The 15768-nt window shown below is 72.6% G+C and carries 14 protein-coding genes, 2 tRNA genes and 1 pseudogene; 12 read left to right on the top strand and 5 right to left on the bottom strand.

The window, feature by feature from the left end; translation table 11 throughout:
- Positions 1-122: 122 nt before the first annotated feature.
- Positions 123-290 (bottom strand): DUF5679 domain-containing protein, encoded by a 168-nt coding sequence (locus MCAG_RS33575; protein ID WP_007072829.1) that lies wholly within the window; start codon positions 288-290, stop codon positions 123-125.
- A 511-nt stretch (positions 291-801) separates the two neighbouring features.
- On the opposite strand from MCAG_RS33575, the gene MCAG_RS09920 reads away from it, so the two are divergent.
- Complete coding sequence (locus MCAG_RS09920) at positions 802-1332, top strand: M48 family metallopeptidase (protein ID WP_007072828.1); 531 nt, start codon at positions 802-804, stop codon at positions 1330-1332.
- 246 nt (positions 1333-1578) lie between these two features.
- On the top strand, positions 1579-2178 hold the full coding sequence (locus MCAG_RS09915; protein WP_007072827.1) for a hypothetical protein: 600 nt from the start codon (positions 1579-1581) through the stop codon (positions 2176-2178).
- A gap of 117 nt (positions 2179-2295) precedes the next feature.
- Here MCAG_RS09915 and MCAG_RS09910 read toward each other — a convergent pair whose 3' ends face one another.
- Complete coding sequence (locus MCAG_RS09910; protein ID WP_050777923.1) at positions 2296-3519, bottom strand: zinc-dependent metalloprotease; 1224 nt, start codon at positions 3517-3519, stop codon at positions 2296-2298.
- Between the two features lie 182 nt (positions 3520-3701).
- Here MCAG_RS09910 and MCAG_RS09905 point away from each other — a divergent pair, with 182 nt between their 5' ends.
- The 6 genes from MCAG_RS09905 (at position 3702) to MCAG_RS09880 (ending at position 9931) form a co-directional block, all read left to right on the top strand.
- On the top strand, positions 3702-4715 hold the full coding sequence (locus MCAG_RS09905) for a PDZ domain-containing protein (RefSeq protein WP_198141534.1): 1014 nt from the start codon (positions 3702-3704) through the stop codon (positions 4713-4715).
- Positions 4716-4851: 136 nt separating this feature from the next.
- Positions 4852-7830 carry a UPF0182 family protein gene (locus tag MCAG_RS09900; RefSeq protein WP_198141533.1) on the top strand — a complete coding sequence of 993 codons (2979 nt, stop codon included), beginning with the start codon at positions 4852-4854 and terminating at the stop codon, positions 7828-7830.
- Between the two features lie 72 nt (positions 7831-7902).
- Positions 7903-7976: transfer RNA gene (locus tag MCAG_RS09895), tRNA-Met, on the top strand.
- Between the two features lie 161 nt (positions 7977-8137).
- A tRNA-Met gene (locus MCAG_RS09890) sits at positions 8138-8211 on the top strand.
- Between the two features lie 190 nt (positions 8212-8401).
- Entirely contained in the window at positions 8402-8653 is a 252-nt protein-coding gene (locus tag MCAG_RS09885) for a hypothetical protein (protein ID WP_036373008.1), read from the top strand.
- A 444-nt stretch (positions 8654-9097) separates the two neighbouring features.
- Positions 9098-9931: a phosphoribosylaminoimidazolesuccinocarboxamide synthase gene (locus MCAG_RS09880; RefSeq protein WP_007072823.1), complete on the top strand. Its 834-nt coding sequence runs from the start codon at positions 9098-9100 to the stop codon at positions 9929-9931.
- Positions 9932-9955: 24 nt separating this feature from the next.
- On the opposite strand, the gene glpK is transcribed toward MCAG_RS09880, so the two are convergent.
- The gene (glpK, locus tag MCAG_RS09875; protein ID WP_036373006.1) at positions 9956-11440 is read right to left on the bottom strand and encodes a glycerol kinase GlpK; all 1485 of its coding nucleotides are present in this window, start codon (positions 11438-11440) and stop codon (positions 9956-9958) included.
- Between the two features lie 62 nt (positions 11441-11502).
- On the opposite strand from glpK, the gene MCAG_RS09870 reads away from it, so the two are divergent.
- Positions 11503-12441 carry a ribose-phosphate pyrophosphokinase gene (locus MCAG_RS09870; protein ID WP_007072821.1) on the top strand — a complete coding sequence of 313 codons (939 nt, stop codon included), beginning with the start codon at positions 11503-11505 and terminating at the stop codon, positions 12439-12441.
- A gap of 82 nt (positions 12442-12523) precedes the next feature.
- Here MCAG_RS09870 and MCAG_RS09865 read toward each other — a convergent pair whose 3' ends face one another.
- Positions 12524-12943 carry an ATP-binding protein gene (locus tag MCAG_RS09865; protein WP_007072820.1) on the bottom strand — a complete coding sequence of 140 codons (420 nt, stop codon included), beginning with the start codon at positions 12941-12943 and terminating at the stop codon, positions 12524-12526.
- Between MCAG_RS09865 and MCAG_RS09860 the strand changes: the two are divergent.
- From MCAG_RS09860 to MCAG_RS09855, 3 genes and pseudogenes are all read left to right on the top strand, one after another.
- Positions 12936-14036, top strand: a pseudogene (locus MCAG_RS09860) (DUF5931 domain-containing protein); the annotation flags it as partial. The gene MCAG_RS09865 and the pseudogene MCAG_RS09860 sit on opposite strands and share 8 nt — an antisense overlap.
- Before the next feature lie 19 nt (positions 14037-14055).
- Entirely contained in the window at positions 14056-14298 is a 243-nt protein-coding gene (locus tag MCAG_RS36195) for an ATP-binding protein (protein ID WP_369751358.1), read from the top strand.
- Between the two features lie 140 nt (positions 14299-14438).
- Positions 14439-15110 carry a response regulator transcription factor gene (locus tag MCAG_RS09855; protein ID WP_007072818.1) on the top strand — a complete coding sequence of 224 codons (672 nt, stop codon included), beginning with the start codon at positions 14439-14441 and terminating at the stop codon, positions 15108-15110.
- Between the two features lie 25 nt (positions 15111-15135).
- Here the strand turns inward: MCAG_RS09855 and MCAG_RS09850 are convergent, their stop codons facing one another.
- Positions 15136-15708 carry a DUF5709 domain-containing protein gene (locus MCAG_RS09850; RefSeq protein WP_007072817.1) on the bottom strand — a complete coding sequence of 191 codons (573 nt, stop codon included), beginning with the start codon at positions 15706-15708 and terminating at the stop codon, positions 15136-15138.
- Positions 15709-15768: the final 60 nt, after the last annotated feature.

The raw sequence follows: 15768 nt of genomic DNA, 5'->3' as shown, positions 1-15768 counted from the left end.
AGCCGGCCGATAGTCGTGTCGGTCACCCGACATCGTCGGGCCCCTGGGTAGCGACTGCCCGGCAAAGGCGAGAGGGGAGGGCGACCAGTGGCCGCCCTCCCCCGGTACTGGACCCGTGCGGGTCAGACCTTTGCCTTGCCCAGGATGCGGTTCACTGTTGTGCCGCACACCGGACACTTGCCCTTGGCCATGTTCATCCCGGTCTTCGAAACTTCGATGTGCCCCTCGAAGTCCCGCTTCTCCTTGCACTTGACGCAGTAACCGTTGTAAGTCTGGGCCTGGTCGGCCACGGTGCCCTCCTCGTCTCGTCCGCCGGTCAATCCGGTCCCGGCGGGTTGCCCGGCGGCGGGCCGCGTAGGGCGCCGGCGCTGGGACTTTTTCCGCGGTCACCCTCGTGACCGCTGGTCCGCGGACCCTACCCAGGTCTGGGTGGTTCCATGTCAGCTGTGCTTCGACACTGTGAGCAAGTCGACGTCGAGAGTGTGCATGCCGAGTTAGGTCGGATAAGTCAGTTTCGCGGGGACACGCCGGGTGAACCCACTCAGATCGCCCGGGAGGTGCCCCCGGCGGGCGGCCGGGGGCGTGATCACATACGGTGGGAGGGAGTCGCGCCCCCCCGTCACGGCCACCACGAGCCGTGACGGAGCCCTTTCGTGACAGTCCGCAAGGATTTTTTTCGGGACTCCCGGTCATCAACCGTGACTTTCCGGGCGCGTGTCGTGGTGTTGACTCTTGCGGACCCCTGGCCAGTACCCATTAGCTTTCCTTCGTGACAGCAATCCGAGGCTGCGCGGTCCGCTGATGGCAGGGGCGCGGAAGCCGGTAGTCGAGGTACGGCGCAGCCAGCGCCGGCGACGCACGGTGTCCGCCTACCGCGACGGCGAGCGGGTCGTGGTGTTGATTCCCGACCAGTTCTCCCGGGCCGAGGAGACCGAGTGGGTCGACCGGATGCTGGCCCGGTTGGAGGCCCGCGAGGGGCGGCTGGTCCGCTCCGACGACGAGCTGTTCGGTCGCGCCACCCGGCTGCGCGGCCTCTACCTCGCCGAATACGGCGACCAGGCGGTCCCGGTGAGCGTCCGCTGGGTGACCAACCAGAACGGCCGGTGGGGCTCCTGCACCCCGGCCGACCGCACCATCCGCATCTCGCACCGCATCCAGGACATGCCCGACTGGGTGATCGACTACGTGCTGCTGCACGAGTTGGCCCACCTCATCGTGCCCAGCCACAACGCCCGGTTCTGGGCGCTGGTCGGGCGCTACCCGAAGGCCGAACGCGCCCGCGGGTACCTGGAGGGCGTCGCCGCGGCCTCCGGCACCCCCTTGGGCGACTGACCGCGCCGCGCTCGTCTCGCGCCGCGCTCGTCTCGCGCCGCCCGGCCCCGTCTGGCCTCGCCCCGGCCGCGTGATCAACTCCATGTCGGCGACATCGCGCCAACCCGCCCGCTGGATCCCGCCATGCCGGCGACATGGCGCCTGCGGGTCGTCCGGGTCCTCCCGGCGCTCGCCCCGCCGCTCTCCCATGCCGACCTGCATGCCCAGGCATCGACCCCCGACATCGGCCTCGTCTAGGGTCGGGGCGTGGCTCGACGTGTGGTGGTGGCGTTGCTCGGCCCGGTGGCATGGACGCCCCCGGGGATCGACCCGGCGGCCTGGCGGGCTGCGCTCGCCGAGGACGTGGTGGACCTGCTCGCCACCCTCCAGGAGGTCGAGACCGCGATCGCGGCCGTCCCGGCGGACCGCGCCCTTGCCGAGTCCGTCGTCTGGCCCGGCATGGCCGTGTACGAGGTGCCCGCCGCCACCGGCACTGCCGTCCTCGGCGCGTTGACCGGGTACGATCAGGGGGCCGTCGTCGCCGCCGACGCCCCGGACCTGCCCGGCCTGACCATCGGCAAGCTGCTCCGCCCGCTGACCACCCGGCCGGTGGCCCTCGCCCCGGTCGAGGACGCCGGCCCCGGCCTGCTCGGCGTCGCGTCCCGGTTGCCGGTGCCGGAGTGGCTCCCGGAGGTCGATTTGGACGCCACGCACGCGGCCGAGGTGCGCCGGGCCGCCCCCCGACCCGGGGACGTGGCCGTCACCGCCGCCTGGCGGCGGCTGCGCGGCCCGGCCGACCTGGCCGCCCTCGACCCCGCCGTCGAGGGCTGGGAAACCACCCGCGCCCTCCTCTCCGGCCACCGCTGACCCCCCACCCGACCACCTTCGTGATCAAGAGATCCGTGTCAGCAGCAGCGCCGTCTCCGACGCGTACCTCCTGATCAGCGGCGAAGGCGGGCGAGGGGCCGGGCAAGGGTGGGGCGGTCAGGACTCCTCGGCGTCGTCCTCCGGGCGCGGGCGGGGAGAGCCGGGTGCCTGCTCCTGCGGGCCGCCCGGGGCGGTGAAGTCGAAGTTGGCCAGCTCGTCGTCGAGGTCGAGCCGCGTCGTGGCGAACGCCACCGGGTCGGTGAAGTCGTCGTCCGAGGGCAGCAGGTCCGGGTGGCCCCAGACGGCGTCCCGGCCGGCGTTCCCCCGGTGCTCGGTCAGCGCCGCCCACAGGGCCGCCGCCTCGCGCAGCCGGCGCGGTCGCAGCTCTAGCCCGACCAGCGCGGCGAACGTCTGCTCGGCCGGCCCGCCGGCCGCCCGCCGGCGGCGGAACGCCTCGCCGAGGCGTACCACATTGGGCAGACGCTCCCCGGCGGCGTCGTCCACCACATGGCAGACCCAGCCCTCCACCAGGGCGAGCGCGGTCTCCAGCCGGGCCAGCGACGCCTTCTGCGCGGGGGTGTCCTCCGGGGTGAAGATGCCCTCCAGGGCGATCGCCTGCATCGACTCCGGGTCGGTCGGGTCGACCCGGCCCATCGCCTCCTCGATCGCCTCCCGGTTGACCCGGATACCCGAGGCGTACGTCTCGACGGCGCTGAGCACGTGCCCGCGCAGCCACGGCACGTGCTCGAAGAGCCGCTGGTGCGCCGCCTCGCGCAGGGCCACGTACAGCCGGACTTCGTCCTCGGGCAGCTCCAGGCCCTGTCCGTACGCCCGGATGTTGGCCGGGATCAGCGCGGCCGTGCCGGCCGGGCCGAGCGGCAGCCCGATGTCACCGGCGGAGAGCACCTCCGCGGCGAGCGAGCCGAGGGCCTGACCGAGCTGCCCGCCGAAGAGCGCGCCGCCCAGCGTCGCCACCATCGACTGCATCGGGCCGAGCTGGGCGCGGGCCTCCGGCGGCACGAGGTCGCTCATCGCCCCGACCATCCGGCTGGCCACCGGGTCGCAGAGCTTGCGCCAGACGTCGAGGGTCTTGTAGATCCACTCGTTCCGGTTCCAGGCCACCGAGGTGCGGATGCCAGTCGGCCAGGCGGTAGCCGGCTCCAGCCAGAGGTCGGCCAGGCGCAGCGCCTCCTCGACCGAGTGGCGCTCGTAGGGCGAGGCCGCCGGGTCTCCGGTGGCGGCGAGCTGGCTGGCGGCCACCTGTCGGGCCAGGTCCCAGTTGACCGGTCCGCCGCCCTGCGCCGAGAGCAGGTGCTGCAACTGCGACATGAACTGCTGCATCGCCGCGGGATCGTTGGGGTCTGGTGGTTGCCCACCCGGGAGCGCGAAACCGAACGGAATATCAGGCACGACGTCTACGGTACGCGGGCTGCGGTCCAGGTCGCCGCCGCTGGCGTTGCGCTGAGGGCGAAGTCCCTGTCACCGTCGAGGTACCCACCCGGGGGCTCGGTACGCTCACCGTCATGAGACGTCGCGGCGTGACCGTCCTCGTGGGTGCCCTGCTGACCGCCCTGCTCAGCTTCGGCGTGCTCAACGCGCCGATCCCGTACGTGGTGCTCGGCCCCGGTCCGACGGTCAACACGCTCGGCACCGTGGACGGCAAGGAGGTCATCCAGGTGACCGGGCGGGCGACGTCCACCTCCGCCGGCCAGCTACGGCTGACCACGGTCGGGGTGCAGCCCACGGTGCGGCTGCGTTCCGCGCTGGCCGGCTGGTTCTCCGCCGACGAGGCGGTGGTGCCGCGCGAGCTGGTCTACCCGCCGGGGGAGAGCCAGCAGGAGGTCGAGCAGCGCAACGAGGAGGACTTCCGCAACTCCCAGACCAGCGCCGAGACGGCCGCGCTGCGGGAGCTGGGGTTCCCCGTCCAGGTGCTGGTCAAGACCGTCACGGCGGGTGGCCCGTCGGACGGGGTGCTTGCCGCCGGCGACATCGTCACCTCGGTCGACGGCAAGCCGGTGACCAGCGCCGGCCGGCTCACCGAGCTGATCCGCGCCAAGCCGGCCGGCACCGGCCTGACCGTCGGCTACATCCGGGCCGGCGCCGCGGCCACGGCCCGGATCACCAGTCGGGAGTCCGACGGCCGGCCGCGGATCGGGGTCGAGATCGACCAGCAGCAGCCGCACCCGTTCACCCTCTCCATCGACCTGGGCGACATCGGCGGGCCGAGCGCCGGGCTGATGTTCGCACTGGGGATCGTGGACAAGCTGGAGCCGGCCGACCTCACCGGCGGGATGGTCATCGCGGGCACCGGCACCATCAACGACGAGGGTCGGGTCGGTCCGATCGGCGGGATCGCCCAGAAGCTGGTCGGCGCGAAGGACTCCGGGGCCAAGGTGTTCCTGGTGCCCGAGGCGAACTGCGCGGAGGCGGTCCGCAACCCGCAGCCTGACCTGCCGTTGCTCAAGGTGGGGTCGCTGGACGAGGCGCTCACCGCCCTGGAGACCCTCCGCGCCGGGGGGCAGCCGACCCGCTGCTGACCCCCGCGCCAGCTCGCGTGACCTTGGGTCGACGCGCCAGCCCGCGTGACCTTGGGCCGACGCTTTCAGGAACACCCCGTACTCTGGGTGCCTGGTCGGAGCCGATCACATCGAGCGTGCGGAGCCAACAGTGGTCATGCGTAGCAGCCCCCTGCCGAGGATGAGCCGGCGCGGACGCGTCACCATCGGTGTCCTGGTCGGGGTGTTCCTTCTCTTCACTCTCCTCGGTTGGGGGGTGCAGGCGTGGACGGACTGGCTCTGGTTCGACGAGGTGCGGTACACACAGGTCTTCTCCGGCATGCTCGCCACCCGGCTGCTGCTCTTCCTCGTGATCGGCCTCGCGATGGCGCTGATCGTCGGCGGCAACCTGTGGCTGGCGCACCGGCTGCGCCCGAAGCTGCGGCCCCACTCGCTGGAGCAGGCCACCCTGGAGCGGTACCGGATGGTGCTCGGCCCCCGGCTCGGCCTGTGGATCAGCCTGGTCGCCCTGGTGGTCGGCCTCTTCGCCGGGCTGTCCGCGCAGAGCCGGTGGAGCCAGTGGCTGCTGTTCCGCAACGGCGGCGAATTCGGCGTCAAGGACCCGGAGTTTGGCGTCGACGTCGGCTTCTACGTCTTCCAGTTGCCGTTCTGGCGCTACCTGCTGGGCATCGGCTTCACGGCGGTGGTGCTCGCCCTGCTCGGCGCGCTGGCCGTGCACTACATTTTCGGCGGCGTGCGGCTACAGGGTGTCGGGGATCGGATGACCAACGCCGCGCGGGCCCACCTGAGCACGCTCGTCGCGGTCTTCGTCCTGCTGAAGGCGGTCGCGTACGTGCTGGACCGGCGCACCATGCTGCTGGAGTACAACGAGGGCGCGAAGCTCTACGGCGCCGGGTACGCCGACATCAACGCGCTGCTGCCGGCCAAGGAGATCCTCGCGTACATCTCGGTCGTGGTCGCCATCGCGATCATCGTTTTCTCCAACGCGGTGATGCGGAACCTGGTGTGGCCGGGCATCTCGCTGGCGCTGCTCGGCGTCTCCGCCGTCGCCATCGGCGGCATCTACCCGTGGGCCGTGCAGACCTTCGAGGTCAAGCCGAGCGCCAAGGACAAGGAAGCCCCGTACATCGAGCGGAGCATCAACGCCACCCGCGCGGCGTTCGGGCTGGCCGACACGAAGACCCAGCCGTACGCGGCGAGCAACCTGGTGCCGCCGGCGAGCCTGGGCACCGACGCCTCCGTGGTGCCGAACGTCCGGCTGCTCGACCCGCAGCTCGTCTCCGAGACGTACACCCAGCTCCAGCAGGTCCGGGGCTTCTACGACTTCGGGCCGAAGCTGGACATCGACCGGTACGCGGTGGCTGGCAAGACCTCCGACTACGTGGTCGGGGTCCGGGAGGTCAACTACGGCGAGCTGACCGACCAGCAGAACACCTGGATCAACCGGCACACCGTCTACACCCACGGCTACGGGCTGGTGGCCGCGCCGGCCAACCAGGTGGTCTGCGGCGGCCAGCCGTACTTCGTCTCCGGCTTCCTCGGCGAGAAGAGCCAGGAGGCGTGCTCCGCGCAGATCGAGCAGATCCCGGCCACCCAGCCGCGCATCTACTACGGCGAGCGGATGGAGCCCGAGGACTACGCGATCGTCGGCCAGGCGAACCCGGAGCGCAACGCCGAGTTCGACCGGCCGACCCAGACCGGTGGCGAGCAGTACTACACCTACACCGGCGAGGGCGGCGTCGAGATCGGCTCGTTCACCCGCCGGCTGCTCTACGCCATCAAGGAGCAGGAGTCGAACTTCCTGCTCTCCGAGGCGGTCAACGAGAACTCGAAGCTGCTGTACGTGCGCAACCCCCGGGACCGGGTGGAGAAGGTCGCGCCGTTCCTCACCCTCGACGGCGACCCGTACCCGGCGGTGGTCGGCGGCCGGGTGCAGTGGATCGTCGACGGCTACACCACGGCCGCGACCTACCCGTACGCGGAGCGGGTCAACCTCCAGGCGGAGACCACCGACGAGCTGACCGGCCGGGGCACCTTCCAGCTCGCCCGGGAGAACGTCAACTACATCCGCAACTCGGTCAAGGCCACGGTCGACGCGTACGACGGCACGGTCCGGCTGTACGAGTTCGACCAGACCGACCCGGTGCTCAAGGCGTGGAACAAGGCGTTCGGCGGGGACCTGGTGCTGCCGAACGACAAGATCCCGGCCGAGTTGCGAGAGCACTTCCGGTACCCGGCCGACCTGTTCAAGGTGCAGCGCAACCTGCTGACCAAGTTCCATGTCACCGACCCGGGCGACTTCTACTCGGCCCAGGACTTCTGGCAGGTGCCGAACGTGCCGGACAACCCGGACGGCGGGCAGAAGCAGCCGCCGTACTACATGTGGACGCAGTTCCCGGGGCAGACCGCGCCGCGCTTCCAGCTCACCTCCGCGGTCACCCCGAACGGCCGGCAGAACCTCGCCGCGTTGATCTCCGGCTCGTATGTGGACGGCAAGCCGCAGCTGGAGGTGCTGGAGTTGCCGGACCAGACCCGGATCTCCGGGCCGGTGCAGGTGCACCAGCAGATGACCAACAACGCCAACATCCGGCAGCAGCTGAACCTGCTCTCCTCCAACCAGGCCCAGGTGCAGTACGGCAACCTGCTGTCGCTGCCGTTCGGCGACGGAATGCTGTACGTCGAGCCGGTGTACGTCAAGAGCAACCAGCAGGATGCGTACCCGCTGCTGCAGAAGGTGCTGCTGTCCTACGGCGACGGCGGGTCGTACGTGGTGCTGGCCAACAACCTGACCGACGGCATCAAGCAGCTCGTCGACCAGGGCAAGCAGGCCGCCGAGGGCGGGACCCCGCCCACGACCGGCGGCACCCCGCCGTCGGGCGACGGGACCGGTGCCCCGCCGATGACCGGCGCGCTGGCCGAGGCGGCGGCAAAGGTGCAGGCGGCCATCACCGAGGTCAGGGCCGCGCAGGCGTCCGGCAACTTCGAGCGGTACGGCCAGGCGCTCAAGGCCCTGGACGAGGCGATGACTGCGTTCCAGCGGGTTCAGCAGGCCGCCGCCCCGGCCTCGCCGTCGCCGTCGGCCTCGCCGAGCGGCGGCTCGGCCCCGCCGTCGCCGTCGCCGTCGGCGGGGGGCTGACCAGCGGTTACGCCCGGAGGCGTGGGCCGTTTTGCGACCGGCCGGGGTGGTGCGCTACGGTTAACGAGTCGACGCGGGGTGGAGCAGCTCGGTAGCTCGCTGGGCTCATAACCCAGAGGTCGCAGGTTCAAATCCTGTCCCCGCTACTCGTTCGGAAAGGCCCCGGAGTTCGCTCCGGGGCCTTTCGCGTGGGGTCTCCATGGGCCTCTCGCATGACCTTCTGGGTGGCGGCGCGGCTGCCGTCCCGGGGGGCTTTCGGGGGGCCGCTGATCTCCGTCGCCGGGATGCGATAGGCTGTAGAAGCCGACGCGGGGTGGAGCAGCTCGGTAGCTCGCTGGGCTCATAACCCAGAGGTCGCAGGTTCAAATCCTGTCCCCGCTACTCGTTCGCAAGGGCCCCGGAGTTCGCTCCGGGGCCCTTCGCTGTTCCCCATCCTGCCCCATTTTTCGCCCCGCCCCGCCTCCTGCCCTTTCCGGCCCCGGCGGGGGCTTCCGGCCGTGTAAGCGAGTGCCGTCCGGGAATCCTGGCCGTCCTGCGTGCCCCGCTTGCGCCCTTCGGCGAGGATGGGGGCATGTCTTCGTGGAACAAGTGGTGGGGCCGGCTCGGCGCGGTCCTCGGTGCGGTCGTGCTGTCGGTCTTCGTCCCGGTCGCGGCCTGGGCGTCCACCGGCACGGGGGAACTCGTGGTGGAGGCCGCCAGGCGGCGGTCGCGGGGCGGCGGCGTCGGCGTCCTCGGCCTGCTGTGCTGCCTGGCCGTCGTCGGCGGGATCGTCCTGCTGGTGGTGCTGCTCATGCGCAACCGGCGCAACCGTCCGCCGCGCTGACTCCGCCCCACCCGCGCCGGCCTCGTCCCGGCGTGTCGGTCCCGCTCGGGCTTCGTCGGTCCATGGGCGTACCAAACATCATGCTCGAACCGGGGAAGGGTGGCCTCGGGACCGCTTCGCGGCCACCCGATCCGCGGTCCAGCACGATCTTGGCAGCTGACAGTCGGACAGCGGAAACGGGTCCGGCCGGGGTGGAGCACCGGTCAGGTGGGTCACGCGGCCAGGGCAGCCTCGGCCTGGGCGACGAACCGGGTGGTGGCCGCGCGGACGCCGGCCCGGTCGGACCATTTACACAGCCGGCGCGGGCGGGTGTCAACGGCCGCCCGGCCCGAGGCCGCCGTTTCCCGCCGACGTCGGCGTCCGGGATCTGACCGCAGCGTGACCGGTGGGACGCCCCGGGTGGCCGTCCCGGGCGTTCCACCGGCCCATGGTGTACTAGGGCGCGTGGAACTTTTGCACTCGGGCAAGGTCAGGGACGTCTACGCCGACGGCGACGATCTGATTCTGGTCGCCTCGGACCGGATCTCCATCTACGACGTGGTGCTGCCGACTCCGGTCCCGGACAAGGGCCGCCTGCTCACCGCGCTGTCCCTGTGGTGGTTCGAGCAGCTCGCCGACCTGGTGCCGAACCACGTCGTCTCCGCCACGGACGTCCCGGCGGAGTTCGCCGGCCGGGCGATCCGCTGCCAGCGGTTGGAGATGGTCCCAATCGAGTGCGTCGCGCGGGGTTACCTGACCGGCGGCGGTCTCGTCGAGTACGAGCGCACCGGCGCGGTCTCCGGGGTCGAGCTGCCCCGGGGCCTGGTCGAGGCGTCGATCCTGCCCGAGCCGATCTTCACCCCGTCGACGAAGGCCCCCAAGGGCGAGCACGACGAGCCGATCACCTACCAGCAGGTGGTGGACAAGGTCGGCGCGGAGACCGCCGAGCGGCTGCGGCAGATCACCATCGCCGTCTACTGCCGGGGTGCCGAGCTGGCCGCCGACCGGGGCATCCTGGTCGCCGACACCAAGATCGAGCTGGGCTGGGCGGCGGACGGCACCCTCGTCCTCGGCGACGAGGTGCTCACCTCCGACTCGTCGCGGTTCTGGCCGGCCGAGTCGTACCAGCCGGGCCGGCCGCAGTTCTCCTACGACAAGCAGTACGTCCGGGACTGGGCGACCGGCGGCGGCTGGGACAAGCTGCCCCCGGCCCCCGAGGTGCCCGCCGAGGTGATCGAGGCGACCCGGGCCCGCTACGTCGAGGTCTACGAGAAGCTCACCGGCCTCACCTGGTCCTGACCGGCCCCTGACGCCGCAGGCGGATCAGTCGACCCAGTCGAGGGTGCGCTGCACGGCCTTGCGCCACTGGCGCAGCCCGCGCTCCCGCTCGTCCGGGCCCATCGTGGCGGTCCACTGCGCGTCGGAGCGCCACTGGCCACGCAGGGTGGCCAGATCCGGCCAGAAGCCCACGGCGAGGCCCGCCGCGTACGCCGCGCCGAGGCAGGTCGTCTCCGTGATCCGGGAGCGGACCACCGGCACGTCCAGCACGTCGGCGAGGAACTGCATCAGCAGGCCGTTGGCGGTCATCCCGCCGTCCACCCGCAGCCGGCGCAGCGCCACGTCGGAGTCGGCGTTCATTGCGTCGACCACCTCGCGGGTCTGCCAGGCGGACGCCTCCAGCGCCGCCCGGGCCAGGTGCCCCTTCGTGATGTAGCCGGTGAGCCCGGTGATCACCCCGCGCGCGTCGCTGCGCCAGTGCGGGGCGAACAGCCCGGAGAACGCCGGCACCACGTAGCAGCCGCCGTTGTCGTCGACCGTGCGGGCCAGCTCCTCCACCTCGGCGGCGCTGGAGATCAGGCCGAGGTTGTCCCGCAGCCACTGCACCAGCGAGCCGGTGACCGCGATCGCGCCCTCCAGGGCGTACACGGCGGGCTGCCCCTCGATCCGGTACGCGACGGTGGTCAGCAGCCCGTGCGACGAGATGACCGGGCTCGCGCCCGTGTTGAGCAGCAGGAAGCTGCCGGTGCCGTACGTGCATTTCGCCTCGCCCGGCTGGAAGCAGGACTGCCCGAACAGGGCGGCCTGCTGGTCGCCGAGGGCGCTGGCCACCGGCACCCCGGGGAGCAACCCCTCGGCGGTGCCGTAGACCTCGGCCGAGCTGCGGATCTCGGGGAGCATCGCGGCCGGTACGCCGAGCGCGTCGAGCAGCTCCGGGTCCCAGTCGAGGGTGTCCAGGCCCATCAGCATCGTGCGGCTCGCGTTCGTCACGTCGGTGACGTGCCGGCCGGTCAGCTTCCAGATCAACCAGCTGTCCATGGTGCCGAACAGCACCTCGCCCCGCTCGGCCCGCTCGCGCAGCCCGTCGGTGTGGTCCAGTAGCCAACGCAGCTTCGGGCCGGCGAAGTAGGTGGCCAGCCTCAGCCCGGTGCGCTCGGACAGCCGCTGCTCGCCGTACGCCTCGGCGAGCGCGCGTAGCTGTGGCCCGGTGCGGGTGTCCTGCCAGACGAGGGCGTTCGCGACCGGCCGGCCGGTGGCCCGGTCCCAGACGACGGTGGTCTCCCGCTGGTTGGTGATGCCGACGGCCGCCAGCCCCGCCGGGCCGATGCCGGCCTTCGCCAGCGCCTCGCGGACGACGAGCTGGACGTTGTCCCAGATCTCCTCGGCGTCGTGCTCGACCCAGCCCGGCCGGGGGAAGATCTGCCGATGCTCGCGTTGGGCCACGGAGACGATCTCCCCGGCCCGGTCGAAAACGAGGCACCGGGAGGAGGTGGTGCCCTGGTCGATGGCTGCGACGTACTCTCCGGTCACGGCAGCACCGTACCTGGCCCGACGCCGGTCCGTCGCCACCGACGGCCGTACGATCGGTCAACGTGCGCGACATCGCAGTCTTCAGTGGAACCGCCCATCCCGACCTCGCCGCCGAGATCTGCGCCCACCTCGGGGTGCTGCTGCACCCCACCCGGGTGTCCCGGTTCGCCAACGACTGCCTGGAGGTGCAGTTGCAGGCGAACTGCCGGGAACGCGACGTCTTCCTGATCCAGCCGCTGGTGCCGCCCGTGCAGGAGAACCTGGTCGAGCTGCTGCTCATGATCGACGCGGCCCGGGGCGCCTCGGCGGCCCGGATCACCGTGGTGCTGCCGCACTACGCGTACGCCCGCTCGGACAAGAAGGACGCGCCGCGCATCTCGATCGGTGGCCGGCTGGTCGCGGACCTGCTGACCTCGGCCGGCGCGGACCGGGTGCTGGCGATGACCCTGCACTCGCCGCAGGTGCACGGCTTCTTCAGCGTCCCGGTGGACCACCTGCACGCGCTGCGCGAGCTGGCGGGCCACTTCAGCCGGTACGACCTCCGCGACACCGTGGTGGTCTCACCCGACCTCGGCAACGCCAAGGAGGCCGCCGCCTTCGCCCGGATGCTCGGCACCCCGGTTGCGGCCGGCGCGAAGCAGCGGTTCAGCGACGACCGGGTCACGATCAGCACGGTGATCGGCGAGGTGGCCGACCGGGACGTGATCGTCCTCGACGACGAGATCGCCAAGGGCAGCACGGTGATCGAGCTGATGACCCACCTGCGCGAGCTGAAGGTCCGCTCGATCCGGCTGGCCTGCACCCATGGGCTGTTCTCCGGCGGCGCGCTGGAGCGGCTCAGCGGGCAGGACGGGGTGCTGGAGATCGTCTGCACCAACACGGTACCGATCCCGGAGAGCAAGCGGGTGCCGAAGCTTCAGGTGCTCTCGGTCGCTCCGGCGCTGGCCGAGGCCATGCGCCGGATCCACAACGGCGAGTCGGTCTCCGCCCTGTTCGGCTGAGCGCCCGGCCCCGGCCCGCGCCCTGCTCGCCCGGGGCGTGCCGGCTGCGGCCCCGACGCGGCGTCCGGCCCGCCGGTGGTCGTCAGTCCGGGGCGCGCTCGCGCACGCCGAGGGCCGTGCTGATCCGGACCGTGGTGCCGCCCGGGCCGGTTTCGACGTCCATGGCGTCGCTCAGCTCTCGGGCCAGCCAGAGGCCCCAGCCGCCCGCGGTGTCGGGTGCGGGTCGGCTGCGGTCGTCGAGCCGCCGGGGGCTGATTCCCCGCCCGTGGTCGGCGACCTCGCAGATCAGCCGCCCCGGCTGGCGCCACAGCCGCAGCCAGCCCCGCCCGCCGCCGTGCCGCACCGCGTTGGTGAGCAGTTCGTTGATCGCCAGCACGAAGTCGTCGAGCCGCTGTCCACGCAGCCCGGCGGCGTGCGCGCAGGAGGTGACCGAGTGTCGGAGCTCGGTCACCTGGGCCTGGTCGAAGGCCTCGGCGATCAGGAGGGTGGTGTCGATGGGCACAACCGTACGCCGTGTCGGTCGGTCCGCGTTCGTCCCGACCGCCCGGGCGGGGCGCGCTGGGGCTTATGCGCCTTGTCTGTCGATCGCTGGGCTGGTTCGGGATCGTCTGCTGTCCCTGGCGGCGGGCGGCGGCGCGTCGTCCCGGGCACGACGGACGAGCATGCTCGGGCCAGACCCGCCGAACGTTTCGGGGCCGGGCGGGGTGTGGCATGGTGTCGGCGTGCCGTCGGCGTCCGGTGGATTCGAGGTCCCGCTCTGGCGGGCCGTCGCGGTGTTCCGGTTCGCCGCCCTGGCGTACGTCGGTCTGCTCGTCGTTCGCGACGCCAGCGGGTACGCCCACCCGCTGGTCGCCGGGCTGGTCCTGCTGGCGATGTTCGGCTGGACGGTGACCACCGCCCTCGGCTACGCCCGCCCCGCCCGGCGGGGCTGGCCGCTACTGGTCGCCGACCTCGCCGTCGTGCTCGGGGTGCTGCTGGTCAGCCCCTGGGCGGTCGGCCGGGCGGCGCTCGCCGCCGGCGCGCCCAGCCTCGCGGTGGTCTGGCTGGCCGGGCCGGTGCTCGCCTGGGCGGTCTCCGGCGGCCGGCGACGGGGCACGGTGGCGGCGCTGGCCGTCGGCGTGACCGATCTGGCGACCCGGGAGCGGATCGGCCAGTCCACCGTCAACGGGGCGATCCTGCTGCTGCTGGCCGGGGTGGTGGTCGGCCACGTCGCCCGGCTGGCGGTGACCGCCGAGCAGCGGCTGCACCGAGCGGTGGAGCTGGAAGCGGCGACCCGGGAGCGGGAACGGCTGGCCCGGGACATCCACGACTCGGTGCTCCAGGTGCTCGCGCTGGTCCAGCGGCGCGGCGCCCACCTGGACGGGGAGGCCGGCGAACTGGCCCGGCTGGCGGGGGAACAGGAGGCCGCGCTGCGCGCACTGATCGCCGGGGCGCCGCCCCCCGACGGCGCGGACCCCTCCGGGGCAGGAACCCTGGACCTGCGTGTCCTGCTCGGCCGGTACGCCTCGGCGACGGTCTCGCTGTCGGCGCCGGCCACCGGCGTCCCGTTGCCCGCGCCGGTGGCCCGGGAACTGGCGGCCGCGACCGGGGCGACGCTGGACAACGTACGCCGGCATGGGGGCGGTCGGGCCTGGGTGCTTATTCGAGAACGAGGGGGAGACGGTGACCGTCTCGGTACGCGACGAGGGCCCGGGCATCCCGGCCGGCCGGCTCGACGAGGCCGCCCGGCAGGGCCGGCTCGGGGTGGCGCAGTCGATCCGGGGGCGCATGGCCGACCTCGGCGGGACGGCCCGCATCACCTCCACGCCGGGCGCCGGCACCGAGGTCGAGCTGACGGTGCCGAGGACGACCCGGTGAGCAGCCCCGACGCGACGCCCCCGCCGGCCGGGTCGCGGTCGCCGGTCACCGGCCCGGACACGCCTGACGCGACGGCCCCGTCCTCGCCGCCGGTCGCCGGCCCGGACTCGCCGGCGGACACCCCGCCCGGGGTCCGGGTGATGGTGGTGGACGACCACCCGATGTGGCGCGAGGGGGTGGCCCGTGACCTCACCGAGGCCGGCCACCTCGTGGTCGCCACCAGCGGGGAGGGCCGCCAGGCCGTCCGCGTCGCCCCCGCCGCCCGGCCCGACCTGGTGGTGCTCGACCTGCAACTGCCGGACATCTCCGGGGTGGAGGTGATCCGGGGGCTGCGTGCGGCACTGCCGCAGGTGCGGGTGCTGATGCTCTCGGCCAGCGGGGAACAGCAGAGCGTCCTGGACGCGGTGAAGGCCGGCGCGACCGGCTACCTGGTCAAGTCGGCGGCGCCGGCCGAGTTTCTGGACGCCGTGCGGCGCACCGCCGCCGGTGAGCCGGTCTTCACCCCCGGGCTCGCCGGCCTCGTGCTCGGGGAGTTCCGCCGCCTCGCGGCGGGCGCGGACGAGTCCGCCGGGGGCCGGGGGCCGGTCGCGGCGACGGCCGGCCGCGACACCGACGCACCCCGGCTCACCGACCGGGAGACCGAGGTGCTGCGCCTGGTGGCCAAGGGGATGTCGTACAAGCAGATCGCCGAGCGGCTCGGGCTCTCCCACCGGACGGTACAGAACCACGTGCAGAACACGCTCGGCAAGCTCCAGCTGCACAACCGGGTCGAGCTGACCCGTTACGCGATCGAGCGCGGCCTCGACGACTGACCGCCGCGCCGGCGGGTGGGCCGGGTCACCGCGCCTCGGGCGGCCGGGTCTCGTGGATCGCCAGCTCCTCCGCGCTCGCCCCGCCGCCGGCCGATCCGGCGTCGTACGCGACGTTGTCGGTTTCCTCGTCGGTGTGCGCCCCCTCATCCGGTTCCACCAGCCGGCCCACCTCGGCGTCGGCGACGCTGCCGAGTTGGCCGTGGTCGTACAGGGAGACGGGGGAGCGCGGGTCCGAGGTGGGGCCCGGGTCGATCACGTCGGCGTCGAGCTGCGCCTGGGCGGCGGCCTCCTCGCTGTCCGCCTCGGCGGCGATGTCCGGGTCGATCGGGCCGGCCAGCGGGTCGTCGGCGGGTCGTTCGTAGCTCTCCCGGTCGAGCTTGTAGTCCAGCGACTCGCCGTCGAGCTGCTCCTCGGCGGTAGTGCCGAACCGGTCCACCGCCACCGGCGTGCGGTCACCGGGAAGCTGGGCCGGTGCCGGACCGTCCGCCTCACGACCGGTTTCGACGTCGTCGTTGGCCGTGGAGTCGTCGTCGGCGGTGTCGGGCAGGCCGTCGGCCTCCGGGTCGGAGACGGGGGTCGGATACTCGTCGTCGCGCATGGCTGATCACTACCCACTGCCCACCGACCGTAACCGATCCGCCCGCCGGAGTCCCGCTCG

This window comes from Micromonospora sp. ATCC 39149, assembly GCF_000158815.1.
Classification (GTDB): domain Bacteria; phylum Actinomycetota; class Actinomycetes; order Mycobacteriales; family Micromonosporaceae; genus Micromonospora.
The sequence above is the reverse complement of the archived record's forward strand: the minus strand, read 5'-3'. Positions and strand labels throughout refer to the sequence as shown.